The organism is Streptomyces sp. NPDC046909 (assembly GCF_040644695.1).
Taxonomy (GTDB): domain Bacteria; phylum Actinomycetota; class Actinomycetes; order Streptomycetales; family Streptomycetaceae; genus Streptomyces.
Map to the genome: position 1 here is coordinate 75,318 of NZ_JBEYXC010000009.1, position 14,906 is coordinate 90,223.

17 protein-coding genes are annotated in these 14,906 nt (G+C 70.2%); 8 read left to right on the forward strand and 9 right to left on the reverse strand.

Going from position 1 to position 14,906, the window contains the following annotated elements; translation table 11 throughout:
* Positions 1 to 114 precede the first annotated feature (114 nt).
* Positions 115 to 528 carry a thioredoxin family protein gene (locus ABZ928_RS28565; protein WP_361524856.1) on the reverse strand — a complete coding sequence of 138 codons (414 nt, stop codon included), beginning with the start codon at positions 526 to 528 and terminating at the stop codon, positions 115 to 117.
* Positions 529 to 604: 76 nt separating this feature from the next.
* Between ABZ928_RS28565 and ABZ928_RS28570 the strand changes: the two genes are divergently transcribed.
* The 4 genes from ABZ928_RS28570 to ABZ928_RS28585 all read left to right on the forward strand — a co-directional run bounded on the left by ABZ928_RS28570 (position 605) and on the right by ABZ928_RS28585 (position 5,029).
* On the forward strand, positions 605 to 1,021 hold the full coding sequence (locus tag ABZ928_RS28570; RefSeq protein WP_361524859.1) for a DUF4395 domain-containing protein: 417 nt from the start codon (positions 605 to 607) through the stop codon (positions 1,019 to 1,021).
* A gap of 191 nt (positions 1,022 to 1,212) precedes the next feature.
* Entirely contained in the window at positions 1,213 to 1,941 is a 729-nt protein-coding gene (locus ABZ928_RS28575; protein ID WP_361524862.1) for a lysophospholipid acyltransferase family protein, read from the forward strand.
* 185 nt (positions 1,942 to 2,126) lie between these two features.
* A complete protein-coding gene (locus tag ABZ928_RS28580) occupies positions 2,127 to 3,395 on the forward strand; it encodes an NACHT domain-containing protein (RefSeq protein ID WP_361524865.1) in 1,269 nt (422 codons plus the stop codon).
* Entirely contained in the window at positions 3,335 to 5,029 is a 1,695-nt protein-coding gene (locus ABZ928_RS28585) for a hypothetical protein (RefSeq protein WP_361524868.1), read from the forward strand. The genes ABZ928_RS28580 and ABZ928_RS28585 overlap by 61 nt, the downstream gene beginning before the upstream one ends.
* Before the next feature lie 4 nt (positions 5,030 to 5,033).
* Here the strand turns inward: ABZ928_RS28585 and ABZ928_RS28590 are convergent, their stop codons facing one another.
* The 5 genes from ABZ928_RS28590 to ABZ928_RS28610 all read right to left on the reverse strand — a co-directional run bounded on the left by ABZ928_RS28590 (position 5,034) and on the right by ABZ928_RS28610 (position 9,672).
* Positions 5,034 to 5,735, reverse strand: coding sequence for a phenylalanine--tRNA ligase beta subunit-related protein (locus ABZ928_RS28590; protein ID WP_361524871.1), 702 nt, complete (start codon positions 5,733 to 5,735; stop codon positions 5,034 to 5,036).
* Between the two features lie 8 nt (positions 5,736 to 5,743).
* A complete protein-coding gene (locus tag ABZ928_RS28595) occupies positions 5,744 to 6,337 on the reverse strand; it encodes a transglutaminase family protein (protein ID WP_361524873.1) in 594 nt (197 codons plus the stop codon).
* An 85-nt stretch (positions 6,338 to 6,422) separates the two neighbouring features.
* A complete protein-coding gene (locus ABZ928_RS28600) occupies positions 6,423 to 7,493 on the reverse strand; it encodes a low specificity L-threonine aldolase (protein ID WP_361524876.1) in 1,071 nt (356 codons plus the stop codon).
* Positions 7,490 to 8,239, reverse strand: coding sequence for an SDR family NAD(P)-dependent oxidoreductase (locus ABZ928_RS28605; RefSeq protein WP_361525831.1), 750 nt, complete (start codon positions 8,237 to 8,239; stop codon positions 7,490 to 7,492). The genes ABZ928_RS28600 and ABZ928_RS28605 overlap by 4 nt, the downstream gene beginning before the upstream one ends.
* A gap of 35 nt (positions 8,240 to 8,274) precedes the next feature.
* A complete protein-coding gene (locus tag ABZ928_RS28610) occupies positions 8,275 to 9,672 on the reverse strand; it encodes a DUF6421 family protein (RefSeq protein ID WP_361524879.1) in 1,398 nt (465 codons plus the stop codon).
* 380 nt (positions 9,673 to 10,052) lie between these two features.
* Here ABZ928_RS28610 and ABZ928_RS28615 point away from each other — a divergent pair, with 380 nt between their 5' ends.
* A complete protein-coding gene (locus tag ABZ928_RS28615) occupies positions 10,053 to 10,736 on the forward strand; it encodes a glycerophosphodiester phosphodiesterase family protein (RefSeq protein WP_361524882.1) in 684 nt (227 codons plus the stop codon).
* Between the two features lie 3 nt (positions 10,737 to 10,739).
* Here the strand turns inward: ABZ928_RS28615 and ABZ928_RS28620 are convergent, their stop codons facing one another.
* On the reverse strand, positions 10,740 to 11,270 hold the full coding sequence (locus ABZ928_RS28620; RefSeq protein ID WP_361524884.1) for a GNAT family N-acetyltransferase: 531 nt from the start codon (positions 11,268 to 11,270) through the stop codon (positions 10,740 to 10,742).
* Between the two features lie 70 nt (positions 11,271 to 11,340).
* On the opposite strand from ABZ928_RS28620, the gene ABZ928_RS28625 reads away from it, so the two are divergent.
* The 3 genes from ABZ928_RS28625 to ABZ928_RS28635 all read left to right on the forward strand — a co-directional run bounded on the left by ABZ928_RS28625 (position 11,341) and on the right by ABZ928_RS28635 (position 13,766).
* On the forward strand, positions 11,341 to 11,733 hold the full coding sequence (locus tag ABZ928_RS28625; protein WP_361524887.1) for a VOC family protein: 393 nt from the start codon (positions 11,341 to 11,343) through the stop codon (positions 11,731 to 11,733).
* A 109-nt stretch (positions 11,734 to 11,842) separates the two neighbouring features.
* Positions 11,843 to 12,607, forward strand: a complete 765-nt coding sequence (locus ABZ928_RS28630; protein WP_361524890.1) for a VOC family protein — start codon at positions 11,843 to 11,845, stop codon at positions 12,605 to 12,607.
* A gap of 106 nt (positions 12,608 to 12,713) precedes the next feature.
* Positions 12,714 to 13,766 (forward strand): aldo/keto reductase, encoded by a 1,053-nt coding sequence (locus ABZ928_RS28635; RefSeq protein ID WP_361524893.1) that lies wholly within the window; start codon positions 12,714 to 12,716, stop codon positions 13,764 to 13,766.
* On the opposite strand, the gene ABZ928_RS28640 is transcribed toward ABZ928_RS28635, so the two are convergent.
* Together ABZ928_RS28640 and ABZ928_RS28645 are read right to left on the reverse strand one after the other, a co-directional pair.
* Positions 13,763 to 14,269 (reverse strand): cupin domain-containing protein, encoded by a 507-nt coding sequence (locus tag ABZ928_RS28640; protein WP_361524896.1) that lies wholly within the window; start codon positions 14,267 to 14,269, stop codon positions 13,763 to 13,765. The genes ABZ928_RS28635 and ABZ928_RS28640 overlap by 4 nt on opposite strands.
* Positions 14,270 to 14,381: 112 nt before the next feature.
* On the reverse strand, positions 14,382 to 14,900 hold the full coding sequence (locus tag ABZ928_RS28645) for a cupin domain-containing protein (protein ID WP_361524898.1): 519 nt from the start codon (positions 14,898 to 14,900) through the stop codon (positions 14,382 to 14,384).
* Positions 14,901 to 14,906 lie beyond the last annotated feature (6 nt).

A 14,906-nucleotide genomic window follows, 5' to 3' on the forward strand; every position in this document is an offset into this window, starting at 1 on the left:
CCCGCCCCACGAGAAGGAGTTCCGAAGGCATACGGTCAGGCTGACGATAGTTGGCGTGCACAGTCAAGTACGTTCCGGCATATGGGAGATGCCTCACCGTCCGCGTGAGCCGTGTCAAACCGCCTCCCCCAGCGCCGCGATGACGTCCGCCTTGCGCGGCTGGCCGGCGGCACGCCGGACGACCCGGCCGTCGGCGTCCAGCACGAGCACGGTCGGCGTCTTGAGGATGTCGAGTTCGCGGACGAGGTCCAGATGGGCCTCCGCGTCGATCTCGATGTGGACGACACCGGGGACCATCTCGGCCACCTCGCCCAGGATCCGCTTGGTGGCCCGGCAGGGCGCGCAGAAGGCACTGGAGAACTGGACGAGCGTGGCACGCTCCCCCAGCTCCCCGCCCAACTCGGCCCCGCCGAGCCGCTTTCCGTCGTCCCGCCCGCGCACCCGCACTCTCCCGCTCCGCCGCTTGTGCAGCACTCCGTAGGCGCTCGCGAGGGCGAGCACCACCACACACACCACGACTCCGGCCATCACCCAGCTCCAGCGTTCACACGACTGCAAAGATTCCCGGCTCCCGTAACGGTTTCCCCTGCGGAATGCTTGATTCATGGACATCGATGTGAGGGGACCGCGCTTCGGGGCGGCTGTGACGACCCTAGTGCTGGCGATCGTGCTGATCACCGGCAGCGTGTGGCTCCTGGCCTGGCAGACACTGGCGTTCGCGCTGGGCGCCGCGGGCGGGGTGGGGCGTTCGCCGTACGGCTGGCTGTTCCGCAAGGTTGTACGGCCCCGGATCGGCCCGCCGACCGAGTTCGAGGCGCCCGAGCCGCCGCGGTTCGCGCAGGCGGTGGGGCTCGTCTTCGCGGTCCTGGGACTGATCGGCTACGGATTCGGCCCGGAGTGGCTGGGACTCGCCGCCACCGGGGCCGCGCTGGCGGCCGCCTTCCTCAACTCCGCGTTCGGGTACTGCCTGGGCTGCGAGATGTACCTGCTGGTACGGCGGGTGACGGTACGCGCGCAGTAAAGGCGCCGTAAAAGCCCGAGGTGGATCAAGCAACCGACGTGACAAGGATCTCGCCGTTCACCGGCACCAGGACTGGCCCCCCGTCCGTTCTTGGGGCACGATCTGCGAGATGCCGTAAACCTACGGCGCCGTAACTTGTTACGCCGGGAGCTTCCTTTCCCAGGCAGAGAAGGAAGGGTCCACCCCGTCCCATGGCAGAGCTTGTCTACCGCCCCGTCGTCGGCGCCGCTCTCACGTTGTTCAAGGCGTGGGACCTCAAGATCGACTGCCAGGGGTCGGAGAACATCCCGCGCTCGGGCGGCGCCGTGTTGGTGAGCAATCACATCAGCTACCTGGACTTCATCTTCGACGGGCTGGCGGCGCTCCCGCAGAAACGACTCGTTCGCTTCATGGCGAAGGAGTCGGTCTTCCGGCACAAGATCTCCGGTCCCCTGATGCGCGGGATGAAGCACATCCCCGTGGACCGCAAGCAGGGCGAGGCGGCCTACCAGCACGCGCTGCGCTCGCTGCGCTCCGGTGAGATCGTCGGTGTCTTCCCCGAGGCCACGATCTCCCAGTCGTTCACCCTCAAGTCCTTCAAGTCCGGTGCCGCGCGCATGGCCCAGGAGGCGGGCGTCCCGCTGATCCCGATGGCACTCTGGGGCACCCAGCGCCTGTGGACCAAGGGCCACCCGCGCAACTTCAAGCGCAGCCACACCCCGATCACCATCCGGGTCGGCGAGCCGATCGAGGCCCCCAAGGACAAGTACGCGGGCGCGATCACCCGTCAGCTCCGCGAGAGTGTCCAGCAGCTGCTGGAGGCCGCCCAGCGCGCCTACCCGGTCCGCCCGAAGGACGCCAACGACACCTGGTGGATGCCGGCGCACCTGGGCGGTACGGCGCCGACTCCCGAGGAAGTCCGCGCGGCCGAGGCCCGCTGACTCCGGCCCGCGCCGGGCAGGCGGCGCGCTCCCCTTCCCTGCCGTCCGGAACCGCCGTCAGGAAAGGCCCCATCTCAAAGGGCCCGTTCCAAAAGGCCCATCCGGAACGGCCTTCTGGACGCCCGGTCGGCCCGTGGCTACCGTCGCCGTACCGGGCGACGCCCGGGAAGGGGGGACCGAGCTGCGTGCTTGCCGAGGTCGCGGCCGGGGTGCTCGTCGAGGCCATCGCCGGCACGGCCCGTTGGCTGCGCCGGGAGTCGGCCCGTGGCGACTCCGCCGAGCAGGCGCTGATCCGCTGGTTCGACACCTATGAACTGACACCGCCGGAGAGCGGCCCCACGCTGCCGGACGGCGTGCCCGAAGAGCCCGTGGCGGAGTTCTTCCGCGGCGACGACAGCCAGGCGGTACTGCACGAGTTGCTGGCGGCCCGCCTCACGGACGCCCCGGAGTCCGTGATCGCGCAACTCCGACAGGCGTACACGGCCTCTGCGCGGGCCGCCCTGCCGCCCGTGCTCGCCACCGCCGCGCAGCCGGATCCCGACGCGCTGGCCGAGGGGCTCGCCGAGGAGTTCTTCGACCACTGCGATCTGCGGATCGCCACGCTGGTGGGCCAACTGGCGGCGACGGACGCGGTGTTGGTGGATCGGATCCGGCAGCAGGCCTTCTCGTCCCGTATCACCGCCGTGCTCGGCGCGATCGAACGCCACACGCGGGCCCTGTCCCTGCGGGACTCCGAGAGTCTCGCCGCGGATCAGGCCTTCGTCGCCGCGTACCGACGGCAGGCCGCGTTCGCCCACGGGTCGCTGGAGCCACCGGACTTCGAGCGGCGCAGGAGGGTGCCGATCGAGGCGCTGCACGTGAGTCCGGGCTTCAAGCGCGACGAGGACCCCAACGGGCCGACGCTCGAACTCCCCGAACTGGAGCGCGCGTTGGACCGGACCGTGCCCCTGGGCGACCCGGGCTGCGGCAAGTCCACCACCTCCCAGGTACTCGTCCACCGGCGCGCGACCGACCCGACGACCCCGGTCGCGTTCCTCGTCGTACTCCGCGAGTTCGCGGCCGGAGACAGTCCGCGCCAGTCCGTCGTCGACCACATCGAGCACCGGCTGCGCACCCACTACCAGTGCCCCGCACCCCCCGGCGCCGTCGAGCGACTGCTGCTCAGCGGCGCGGCGTCCGTGGTCTTCGACGGCCTCGACGAACTGGTCGACGGCACCCGCCGACGCGAGATGACCGAGGTCCTGGAACTGTTCTGCGCCCGCTACCCGTTGGCGCGGGTCCTGGTGACCTCACGGATCGTCGGCTACGACGAGGCCCGCCTCGACGACCGCCTCTTCGCGTGCTTCCGACTCGGCGCGTTCAGCGTCCAGCAAGCCGAGGAGTACGTCGAGAAGTGGTTCGCCCAGGAGGGGCCGGACCCGGAGGAGGCACGGGCCGGCGCCCGGAGCTCCTGACCGAGAGCGCGGGCCTGACCGACCTGCGGGCCAACCCGCTGATGCTGGCCCTCATGTGCATCCTCTATCGCGGCACGGGGTTCATCCCCCGCAGCCGTCCCGAGGTGTACGAGCAGTGCGCCACGCTGCTGTTCCAGAAGTGGGACGTCCGCCGCCGAATCCATGTGGAACTCGCCATGTCCCGGCTGGTCGAGCCCGCGTTGCGCCACGTCGCGTACGCGCTCTTCACCCAGGACGAGGACAGCCACGCGGTGACGGAACGCCAACTGGTCGACACCGTCACGGAGTTCCTGGTGGGCCGGGGCTATGAGGCCCGCGAGGACGCCGAGGTGGCGGCGCGTCAGTTCGTCGGCTTCTGCCGGGGCCGTGCCTGGGTGTTCACGGAGGTGGGCCTCACCGCGCGCGGCGAAGGCCTGTACACCTTCACGCACCGCACGTTCCTGGAGTACTTCGCCGCCGCCCAGTTGGCCGCCCTGAGCGACACCCCGGAGGCGCTGGCACGTCGGCTCGCACCCCGGGTGGCCCGGCAGGAGTGGGACATCGTCGGCCAACTGGCCGTTCAGATCAAGGAACGCACGACCGTCGACGGGGCGGGCCGTGTCTTCACGGCGCTCCTGGACGACCGTCGGCGCAGGTCGGTGGCGGCTCGCGGGAACGTGCTCGCGTTCCTGGGACGGTGTCTGGGGTATGTGGATCCGCCGCCGGGCACCGCCCGACGACTGACCAGAGCTTCGGTGGACCACCTGTTGGCGGGAGATCCCGCGGATGAGAAGTTCAGCGGTCCCACGATCGCCCTCCTCGGGAACTCCTGGCACTGCCGGGATGTCGTCGCCGACGAGTTGTCCAAGGCCATCGCCGACGCGGTGGCGTCCGAGGACGGACGCCGGCGCCGAACCGGTCTGCTCCTGGCCGCATACGCGGGTACCGCAGTGGACACGGAGGCCACACCGGAACTCTGGCGATTCTGGTGGGGATTCGCACGGACGAGCATCGCCGAGCACGCGGCGCGTTTACGGGCCGCCGCGCGGGACCATGTCTCGCTGCTCGACGCCTGCATGTCGCACGGACTCACCGACCTGAACCACCATCTGCGCAGCGGCGACCTCACCCTGAGCTCGCTCTTCGCGGTCTGGCGGTTCGGCATCTTCAGCGGGGACCACCTGTGGTCGCCGTACGCCTTCCGCTGCCTCGTGCAGTTCCTCAGGTACGAGGAGGACTCACGCCCGTTGCGGGAGTCCACCCCGCGCGACTGCTCGGCGGTGGGTGCGTGGGTGCGGGAGCATCCCGGGCCGCCGTGGGCGGATCAGCCCTCTGATGTGTCCCACTACTTCGAGTATCTGCTCGAAGACCTGGAGACGCAGGCCCATGACCCCGCGCCGCCCGACGTCCTCGACACCGACGGATTCCTGGGCGCCGCCGTACTTCTGCTGACCACGCTGGAGGCCTGCGCCGACCCCCCAGAGACCGAGCGGCTCGTGAACATGCTCGGCCCGCTCGCCGCCCTCGGCCCTTACATGCAGGCCAGGCGGACCGGAAACGGCGTCGCCCTCCCAGACCTCCCCGTCCCCGAGGGCCAAGGCGACCTCCTGCGCGCCTGGGCCCGCCGCGAGGTCGACTTCGTACGCCGCCCCTGACCGCTCAGCCCGCCGACTCCGCCGCCCGCACCTCGATCCGAGCCCCCGGACTGAACTTCTCCAGCAGCTCGGCGAGTTCGGCGCCCGCCGCCTCCACCTCGGCCACCGGCATCGGCGCGAGGCTCTCCAGCAGGAAGATGCCGGAGACGGTCTCCTCCGTGAGCCGGGTCCGCGGGCCCTGGCGCCAGTTCCAGCGGCGGCAGGTCACGCCCCGGTCGTCGCACCACACCACCTCCCCGGCGTCGGGGTGTTCGACGGCCTCCTCCCCTCCCGCGACGGTCACGAAGTCCTCCGCGCCGGTCGCCCGCACCAGGCGCATCCCGCCCTCGATGCGGTCGATGTCCTCGCCGCCGACCGGGATGAGATGGGCGACGCTGATGGCGTTGTAGAGGTCGACGAGCAGGTTGATCCGGGGCAGCCCGCCGTCCGCGAGGGCCCGCTTCGCCAGCGCCTCCGCCGAGTTGCGGGTACGCGACGGCTTCGAGCCGAACGCCGTGTACACCGACCGCCAGGCCGCCATGTGCGGGTCCTCGTGCGGGGCGCGCCCGTCCAGGCGTACGGCGAGACGGCGGGCCGCGTCGTCGAGGAGCGCCGAACTGGCGTCGGTGCTGGGTCCGTTGACGAGCCCGTGCGCCTCGACGGCCACGTGGGTGAAGCCGGGCGCGAGGGCGCGCACCTCGTCGGACACGGTCAGGGAGAAGGTCATCGGCTGCCTCAGAGTGCGGTGGGAAGCGTCTTCCACAGGGTCGGCCGGTCCGGGGCAGCCTTGAGGGCGCTCAGGACGGCCGGGTGCGGTTCAGCGTACAGCACCGGATAGTCCACCTCATTGGACTGAGGGTCCGGGACCCAGGCGAGGCGCTCGCCGTCCAGGGAGAACTGGGCGTCCACCCCGGGTTTGTTGCCGCGCGGATCCTGGCGGTGCCAGGCGCCGTTGAACCGCAGCGCGACCAGGCCGTGCACGACGTGGCCGTTCCCGTCGTCGTCCGCCAGGAGCTGGTAGCACAGCGCCGTCGGGATGTCCTCGGCGCGCAGCAGCGCGGCGAGCGCGTGGGCCTTGGCGTAGCAGATGCCGGTGCCCTGCTCCAGTACGTCGGAGGCGCGCCAGGTGACGCGCAGGTCGCCGGAGTCCTGCGAGTGGGGGATGGTGTCGCGCACGAACTCGAAGGCCAGTCGCGCATAGGCATACGAGTCGTCGGCCTGCCGGGCCAGTCGGGCGGCCACCTCCCGGACGAGGGGGTGGTCATGGTCGACGACCTCATCGGCAGCCAGGTAGGCGGAAAGGTCGGGGGTGTCCTGGATCAGCTCCATGGCCCAGAGCATAGGAAAACGATCACCCGACCGTCAATGACTTTACGGGTGACTGCATACCTATGCACATCAAGCTGGTGGCTTGCTAGTGCGCCATCTCCTCCTTGAGCGCCGCGACGAACGCGTCCACGTCCTCCTCGGTCGTGTCGAACGCGCACATCCAGCGCACGACACCGGCGGCCTCGTCCCAGAAGTAGAAGCGGAACCGCTTCTGGAGCCGCACGCTCACCTCGTGCGGGAGCTTGGCGAACACGCCGTTGGCCTGCACCGGGTAGAGGATCTCCACCCCGTGCACGGCGCGCACGCCCTCCGCGAGGCGCTGGGCCATCTCGTTGGAGTGGCGGGCGTTGCGCAGCCACAGGTCCTTGGCGAGCAGGGCCTCCAACTGGACCGACACGAAGCGCATCTTCGAGGCGAGCTGCATCGACAGCTTGCGCAGATGCTTCATGTGGCTGACGGCGTCCTGGTTGATCACCACGACCGCCTCGCCGAACAGCGCGCCGTTCTTCGTCCCGCCGAGGGAGAGGATGTCGACGCCGACCGCGTTCGTGAACGTCCGCATGGGGACGTCGAGGGAGGCCGCCGCGTTGGCTATCCGGGAGCCGTCCAGGTGCACCTTCATGCCGTGCGCGTGGGCGTGGTCGCAGATCGCGCGGATCTCGTCCGGCGTGTAGAGGGTGCCGAGCTCGGTGCTCTGGGTGATCGAGACGACCTGCGGCATCGCACGGTGCTCGTCGTCCCAGCCGTACGCCTGCCGGTCGATCAGCTCGGGCGTGAGCTTGCCGTCGGGCGTGGGGACGGTGAGCAGCTTGAGGCCGCCCATGCGCTCGGGGGCGCCGCCCTCGTCGACGTTGATGTGCGCGCTCTCGGCGCAGATCACCGCGCCCCAGCGGTCGGTGACTGCCTGGAGCGCGACGACGTTGGCGCCGGTGCCGTTGAAGACGGGGAACGCCTCCGCCGTGGCCCCGAAGTGGCCGCGGATGACCGCCTGGAGGTTCTCGGTGTAGTCGTCCTCGCCATAGGCGACCTGGTGCCCGCCGTTGGCCAGGGCCAGGGCGGCGAGCACCTCCGGGTGGACGCCGGCGTAGTTGTCGCTGGCGAAGCCCCTGCTGTCCGGGTCGTGGTGCCGGCGGGCGTCGGTCTTCGCAGGGTTCACGGCTTCTCGGTGAGCCACAGACGGTTTCCGTTCACTTCTCCGGCGGGCTGCTCCCAGACGTCGGCGATGGCCCGGGCGAGGTCCTTGACGTCGGTGAAGCCCGCGAACTTCGCGTTGGGACGCTCGGCGCGCATCGCGTCGTGCACCAACGCCTTCACCACCAGGATGGTGGCCGCCGACGTCAGCTCCTCACCGGCCCCCGCCTTGCGGAAGAAGTCGGCCATGGCGAGCGTCCACGCCTCGGCGGCGGCCTTGGCGGCGGCGTACGCGGCGTTGCCCGCGGTGGGGTTGCTGGCGCCGGCCGCGCTGATCAGGACGTAACGGCCGCGCTCGCTGCGCTGGAGCGCCTCGGAGAAGGCCAGGGAGGTGTGCTGCACGGTGCGGATGAGCAGCAGCTCCAGGAAGTCCCAGTCGTCGAGGCTGGTCTTGATGAAGGTCTCGCTGCCGCGCCAGCCGCCCACGAGGTGGACGACGCCGTCGACGTGGCCGAACTCCTTCTCGATGCCGGCGGCCCAGTCCTTGGTGGAGTCCAGGTCGAGCAGGTCGACGGGCTCCCCGATGACGGTGGCCCCGCCCGCCGCGTCCCGGGCGTGCGCCACGGCCTCCGCGAGCCGCTCCGGGTCGTTGTCCGCGCCGACGACGGTCGCGCCCGCCTCGGCCAGCCGGCGCAGCGTCGCCCGGCCCGCGGGTCCGCCCGCGCCGGCCACCGCGATCACCGCACCGCTGAGAGCTCCGTTCCCCGCCATGTTCTTCGCCTCCTGAGCAGTCGTGGTGCGGTCGCTCACGCGGCGACTCGCTCGGCGCTCTCCGCCGTGATGCCCCGGGTTTCGGCGATCACGCTCTTCAGCTTCTTGGAGAGGGCCTCATAGAACATGCTCAGCGGAAACTCGTCCGGAAGCACGTCATCGACGAGTTTCCGCGGCGGCTGCGCCAGGTCGAGGGCGTCGGGACCCTTGGCCCACTTGGAGCCCGGGTGCGGGGCGAGGTACTGCGACACCAGGTCGTACGCGGCGAACCAGTGGACGAGCTTGGGACGGTCGATGCCCGCCCGGTAGAGGTCCTCGATCTCGGCGCAGAGCTGGTTGGTGACCTGCGGGGCGCGCTGCCAGTCGATGTGCAGTTTGTTGTCGGTCCAGCGGACGACGTCGTGCTTGTGCAGGTAGGCGAAGAGCAGCTGGCCGCCGAGGCCGTCGTAGTTGCGCACGCGCTCGCCGGTGACGGGGAAGCGGAACATACGGTCGAAGAGGACCGCGAACTGCACGTCACGGGCCTGTGCGACGCCTTCGGCCTCCAGCTTCACGGCCTCCTTGAAGGCGGTGAGGTCGCAGCGCAGCTCCTCCAGGCCGTACATCCAGAACGGCTGGCGCTGCTTGATCATGAAGGGGTCGAAGGGCAGGTCGCCGTGGCTGTGGGTGCGGTCGTGGACCATGTCCCACAGGACGAAGGCCTCCTCGCAGCGGGTCTGGTCGTGGACCATCGCGGCGATGTCGGCGGGCAGGTCGAGGCCCAGGATGTCGACGGCGGCGTCGGTGACGCGCCGGAAGCGGGCGGCCTCGCGGTCGCAGAAGATACCGCCCCAGGAGAATCGTTCCGGCGCCTCGCGCACGGCGATCGTCTCGGGGAAGAGGACGGCGGAGTTGGTGTCGTAACCGGCCGTGAAGTCCTCGAACTTGATGCCGCAGAACAGCGGGTTGTCGTAGCGGGTGCGCTCCAGCTCGGCCAGCCAGTCGGGCCAGACCATGCGCAGCACGACCGCTTCGAGGTTGCGGTCCGGGTTGCCGTTCTGCGTGTACATCGCGAAGACGACCAGGTGCTGCAGACCGTCCGCGCGGCTCGCGGCGGGCTGGAAGGCGAGCAGCGAGTCGAGGAAGTCGGGCACCTCGAAGCCGCCGTCGGCCCACCGGTTCAGATCCTTCACCAGGGCCTGGTGGTAGGCGCGGTCGTGCGGGAGCAGCGGGGACAGCTCCACGACGGCGCCGGTGACCTGCCGCACCGCGGCCTCGGCGGCGGCGCGCTCAGGGGCGCCCTCGGCCGTGAAGTCGATCGATCCGTCCTTGGACTGCCAGGGCCGGATCCGCTCCACGGCATCCTTGAGCACGGGCCACGCCGGGTGCTCCACCACCCTGGTCGCGGGAGGAAGCTGCTCCCCCGCCGTCGCCTGCACAAGAATTTCCGTCATGTCCCATCCTCCACGGGAGAACCTCGCGTAAGGACACCGTATGCATGGGAGCTTTCTCCTAGCAAGAGGAGACTCCGGAAATTATCCTGCGCACTCGCATGGTCACAGAACTTTTTCCTGCCGGACGCCATGAATGCCACGAGGACGGGTATACGTCGACCCCTGGACCCCCCGGACGGTCAATGCGCACAGGACTCGCCCACCCCAGGGTGACCACCCGGAGCCGTACCGGGCAGGTCCGTCCCGCGCGCCACCCCGATCCCCCGTGTACGCGCGGGTTCATCGCCGCCCGGGGCCACTAGGCTGCGGATCTGTCCGCGCGGCCGTCCGCTCCGGTCCGCGCGGAGGCCGAGCCGCCGTCGACGGAAGCGAGTTGAACCTTGAACTTCCTTACCATCGGTCATCGCGGGGTCATGGGTCTCGAACCCGAGAACACCCTCCGCTCCTTCGTCGCCGCCGAGCAGGCCGGCTTCGACGTCATCGAACTCGACCTGCATCTGAGCAAGGACGGCGCCCTCGTCGTCATGCACGACACGGACGTGGACCGCACGACCGACGGGACCGGTCCGATCGCCGAGAAGACCCTCGCCGAACTGCGCGCCCTGGACGCGGGCCGCGGTGAGCGCGTCCCCGTCTTCGAGGAGGTCCTGGACGCGGTACGGACGCCGCTCCAGGCCGAGATCAAGGACATGCAGGCGGCGCGGGCGCTGGCCGAGGTCATGCTCAGGCGGGACCTGGTGGGCCGGGTCGAGGTGTCCTCGTTCCACGACGAGGCGATCGCCGAGATCTCCCGCCTGGTCCCGGGCGTACGGACCGCGCTGATCGCCAGCCGCTACGGCACGGATGTCGTGGACCGTGCCGTCGAGGCCGGGGCGGCGACCCTCTGCCTCAACATCCGCCGGATCACCCTGGAGGTCGTGGAGCACGCCCGCAAGGCGGACCTCAGGCTCATCGGCTGGGTGGTGAACACCCAGGACCATCTGCGCCTCGTACGGGCCCTTCAGCTGGACGGCGCGACCACCGACTACCCGGAGATCAAACGCACCGCCCGCTTCACGGCGTAACGATTATGCGAGCGCCTTGACCAGCAGCTCGAACTGAAGGTCGTCCCGCTGCGGGACACCGAAGCGCTCGTCGCCGTACGGGAACGGGGTCATCCGGCCCGTGCGGCGGTAGCCGCGGCGCTCGTACCAGGCGATGAGGTCGTTCCGCACGGAGATCACCGTCATGTGCATCTCCGTGGCGCCCCACTCCTCGCGGACCGTGCGCTCGGCCTCGGCGATGATCACCTTGCCGAGGCCGCCGCCCTGGAGCTGCGGGCTGACCGCGAACATCCCGAAGTAGGCGTGGGTGCCGCGGTGTTCGAGCTGGCAGCAGGCGACGATCCGCCCGTCCTGCTCCACGGTGAGCAGCCGGCTGTCCGGCGACTTGATGACCTGAAGGACCCCGTCCGGGTCGGTCCGCTGCCCCTCCAGGATGTCCGCCTCCGTGGTCCACCCCGCCCGGCTGGAGTCCCCGCGGTACGCCGACTCGATCAGCGCGACCAGGTCATCCACATCGGCGTCGGTGGCATCGCGGAAAGTGAGTCCAGCGGTCATGGGGCGTATCTCCACTCTCGGGCACGTCACGGGCACGGACGAGCGTAACGCTCCCACTAGGCTCCGCCGCATGGTGCACGTACTGAGCGGCCGGACCCTCCTCCACCCCACCGACCCCGAGCGCTCCCGGCGCTTCTACGGCGAGCAGCTGGGCCTCGCCGTCTACCGCGAGTTCGGCACGGGCCCGGAACGCGGCACCGTCTACTTCCTCGGCGGCGGCTTCCTGGAGCTCTCCGGCCGCTCGCACACCCCGCCCTCCCCGGCCGTACAGCTCTGGCTCCAGGTCGAGAACGTGACCGCCGCACACGAGGAGCTGCTCGCGAAGGGAGTGGAGATCATCCGTGCTCCGCTGAAGGAACCCTGGGGCCTGATCGAGATGTGGATCACCGACCCGGACGGCTGCGAGATCGTCCTGGTCGAGGTACCCGGGGACCACCCGATCCGCTTCCGCCCGGGCATCTGAGGGGGCGGGGCCCGTTCCCCGGGAGTCCACCACCGGGCCGGATGGCAGCCTCGGGTGAGCGGGGCTAGCGTCGGGAGGGGGCTCGTGGCGGCAGGAAGGCCGTGGTGACATGCGACTCGACAAGCCGGTGGCCGGTGGACCCTGCTGGGCCGAGGTGGGGAGCCCGGAGATGGCGGATGCCAAGCGGTTCTACGGGGAGCTCTTCGGGTGGCGGACGGAGACCGACGAGCGGGCGGAGATGGGCGGGTACACGATCGCGTACGTCGGTCATCTCCCGGTCGCCGGGCTGGTGCCGTTGGGGGCGGAGGGGCAGCCGGTCGCCTGGTTCGTGACGTTCGCGGTCGCGGACCTCGATGTCACGGTCGGCAAGGTCGAGTCGGCGGGTGGGAGTGTGGTGTTGGAGCCGGGTGACGTCCCCGGCATGGGGCGCTTCGCGTCCGTCGCCGATCCGCAGGGCGCCGGGTTCCATCTGTGGCAGGCGCAGGGGTTCGAGGGGGCGGGGCTGCTCAACGAGCCCGGGTCGCTGGGCTGGGTGGAGCTGATGAGCCGGCAGCCCGAGCGCGCGGTGGACTTCTACACCACCGTGTTCGGCTGGAGCGTCAACGCCTCGGAGCACTACACCCAGTGGGGCATCGACGGCGCCGACTTCGGCGGCATGGTGCGGATGGACGACAAGTTCCCGCCCGAGGTGCCGCCGCACTGGCTGCCGTACTTCGCGGTGGCGGACGTCGACGCGAGCGCGGCGACGGCGACCGGGGCGGGCGGCACGGTGCTGATGGAGCCGACCACCGTGACGGGTGAGCTGCGGATCGCGGTACTGCGGGATCCCCAAGGAGCGATGTTCGGGGTGTACTTGGCGGGCGCCGAACACTGACACCCCCGGTTCGCGAGGGGCCGCCCTCACGCAACGCGCTTGCGTTGAAGCACGCTCCAGCTCATAGCGTCGTACGCACGAACTGTCCCGAAGGGGGAACTGAATCGTGCGGTACACGCTGTTCGGCAGGACCGGTCTGCGCGTGAGCGAGCTGAGTCTCGGCGCGATGGTCATGGGCGAGGACTCAGGCGTCGGCTCCGACAAGGAGACCAGCGGCAAGCTGCTCGACGCGTACGCCGACGCGGGCGGCAACTTCGTCGACACGGCGGACATCTACTCGGGCGGCGAATCCGAGCGGATTCTCGGCGAGTTGCTGAAGGGGCGGCGCGAGGAATTCGTGCTGGCCAGCAAATACACATGCGGCACGCGCACGGGGGACGTCAACGCGGCCGGCAACCACCGCAAGAACCTCGTGCACTCGGTCGAGGCGAGCCTGGAGCGGCTGCGCACCGACCGGCTCGACGTCCTGTGGGTGCACGCCCGGGACAACTTCACGCCGGTCGACGAGGTGATGCGGGCCCTCGACGACCTCGTACGGACCGGCAAGGTGCTGTACATCGGGGTCTCGGACTGGCCCGCCTGGGAGATCGCGCAGGCCAACACCCTGGCCGAACTGCGGGGTTGGACGGCGTTCGCCGGTTCGCAACTGCGCTACAACCTGCTGGAGCGGACCCCGGAGCGCGAACTGCTCCCGCAGGCCCGGGCGTTCGGCCAAGCGGTGCTCGCGTGGGCGCCGCTGGCGGCCGGGAAGCTCACCGGCAAGTACCGGCGGGGCGAGACGGGCCGGCTCGACACCTGGGGCGGCAAGCCGGAGGCCCAGGAGGAAGAGGTCGTCACCGCCGTACTGGAGATCGCCGAGCAGGGCGGCTGGAGCCCGGCCCAAGTGGCCCTGGCCTGGCTGCTCCAGCGGCCCGGCAATGTCGTCCCGATCGTCGCGGCCACCAAGGAGCACCAGCTCGCCGACAACCTCGGCAGCGTCGACGTCCGCCTCGACGCCGACGCGGTCGCCCGCCTGGACGAGGTGAGCGCGGTCGAACTCGGCTTCCCGCACGCTTTCGTACGGGATCCTGGCGTCGTCCGGACGATCTACGGCGACCGCTGGACGGACATCGACGACCGGCGCTCCGGCTACCGCCGTACCGCCACCGACGTGCTCTAGTCGAAGTCCTCCACGAAGTAGCTGTCGTGGCGGACGCGGAACTCCTTGAGCTCCGCGCCGCCGCGCCGCGTCACCTCCGCCACCTGCTCGAAGTACTCCTCGCGCGAAGCGCCCGGGGAGAACAGCATCAGCATGGACATGGGCTCGTCGGTCACGTTCTTGAAGGCGTGCAGGCCGCCGACCGGCACGTACAGGAAGTCGCCCGCGCGGCCGGTGACCCACTTCTCGCCGTTGTAGAGCTCCAGTTCGCCGGAGAGGATGTAGAAGGACTCCGACATCGCCTTGTGGAAGTGCGTCCGGGCGCCGGCGGACCGTGGCCCCAACTCCGCCTTGTACAGGCCGAATTCACCGCCGGTCGAATCGTGCGTGGCGAGGTAGTGGGTCGCCCCGCCCGGTGAGGAGATGCCCGGTGGTGTGTCGGCGGGGCGGAAGACGGCGTTCACCTCGCCCTCGGTGCCGTGGTAGCGGGGCTCGGGGTACTGAAGGTGTTCCGGGTACGACATGGCGTACTCCTTCCGGGAGTTGTCCACCGGCATGGTGGCTCGCGCTCCCGGAAGGACACATCGGGCCTGCGGACGATCTTCGAAGGGCCGGGGTCCTAAGCCCCTGGGCGCATCAGCCTCCCGGAACCATCTGGGTCAGCTGGTGGATGCCGTGCCTGCGGCGCACCTCCGCGATGGCCTGCTGGTCGGGCGGTCCGCCTCCTCCGAGGATCTGGGCGATCTCCATGATGTACAGCTCGTGGCCGGCCGGGGCGGCGAGGAACAGCATGCGGGCAGGGGTCGTACCGGGGTTGGCGAAGCCGTGCGGGCAGCCGGCGGGGACGTACATCAGGCTGCCGGGCCCGCCCCGGGCGACCTTGCGCCCTGACGCGGACTCCCAGCTCTGCCAGTTGCCGGAGGTGCGGACCCGGGGTTCGAAGGCGAGCAGGTCGAGTTCGCCGTCGAGGACGTAGAACAATTCCTCGGCCTCGTCGTGGAAATGGGCGCCGACGTCGAATCCGGGCCCCACATGGGCCTCGAACACCGACCAGCGGGCCGACTGTTCGGCCCCGACCTTGAGCGTCATGCCGGAGGCGCCCATGGGGCGGCCTTCTCCCGGCGGCAACACCAGTCCATCGGTCATGGCGGCCATGGTGAC

Bases quoted from the DNA above. Each gene is read 5' to 3' on its own strand.
- ABZ928_RS28630 (WP_361524890.1), top strand. From the start codon at position 11,843: ATGCGACTCGACAAGCCGGTGGCCGGTGGACCCTGCTGGGCCGAGGTG.
- ABZ928_RS28640 (WP_361524896.1), bottom strand. From the start codon at position 14,269: ATGTCGTACCCGGAACACCTTCAGTACCCCGAGCCCCGCTACCACGGC.
- ABZ928_RS28590 (WP_361524871.1), bottom strand. From the start codon at position 5,735: ATGACCTTCTCCCTGACCGTGTCCGACGAGGTGCGCGCCCTCGCGCCC.
- ABZ928_RS28620 (WP_361524884.1), bottom strand. From the start codon at position 11,270: ATGACCGCTGGACTCACTTTCCGCGATGCCACCGACGCCGATGTGGAT.
- ABZ928_RS28575 (WP_361524862.1), top strand. From the start codon at position 1,213: ATGGCAGAGCTTGTCTACCGCCCCGTCGTCGGCGCCGCTCTCACGTTG.
- ABZ928_RS28565 (WP_361524856.1), bottom strand. From the start codon at position 528: ATGGCCGGAGTCGTGGTGTGTGTGGTGGTGCTCGCCCTCGCGAGCGCC.
- ABZ928_RS28605 (WP_361525831.1), bottom strand. From the start codon at position 8,239: ATGGCGGGGAACGGAGCTCTCAGCGGTGCGGTGATCGCGGTGGCCGGC.
- ABZ928_RS28625 (WP_361524887.1), top strand. From the start codon at position 11,341: ATGGTGCACGTACTGAGCGGCCGGACCCTCCTCCACCCCACCGACCCC.
- ABZ928_RS28645 (WP_361524898.1), bottom strand. From the start codon at position 14,900: ATGGCCGCCATGACCGATGGACTGGTGTTGCCGCCGGGAGAAGGCCGC.
- ABZ928_RS28610 (WP_361524879.1), bottom strand. From the start codon at position 9,672: ATGACGGAAATTCTTGTGCAGGCGACGGCGGGGGAGCAGCTTCCTCCC.
- ABZ928_RS28595 (WP_361524873.1), bottom strand. From the start codon at position 6,337: ATGGAGCTGATCCAGGACACCCCCGACCTTTCCGCCTACCTGGCTGCC.
- ABZ928_RS28570 (WP_361524859.1), top strand. From the start codon at position 605: ATGGACATCGATGTGAGGGGACCGCGCTTCGGGGCGGCTGTGACGACC.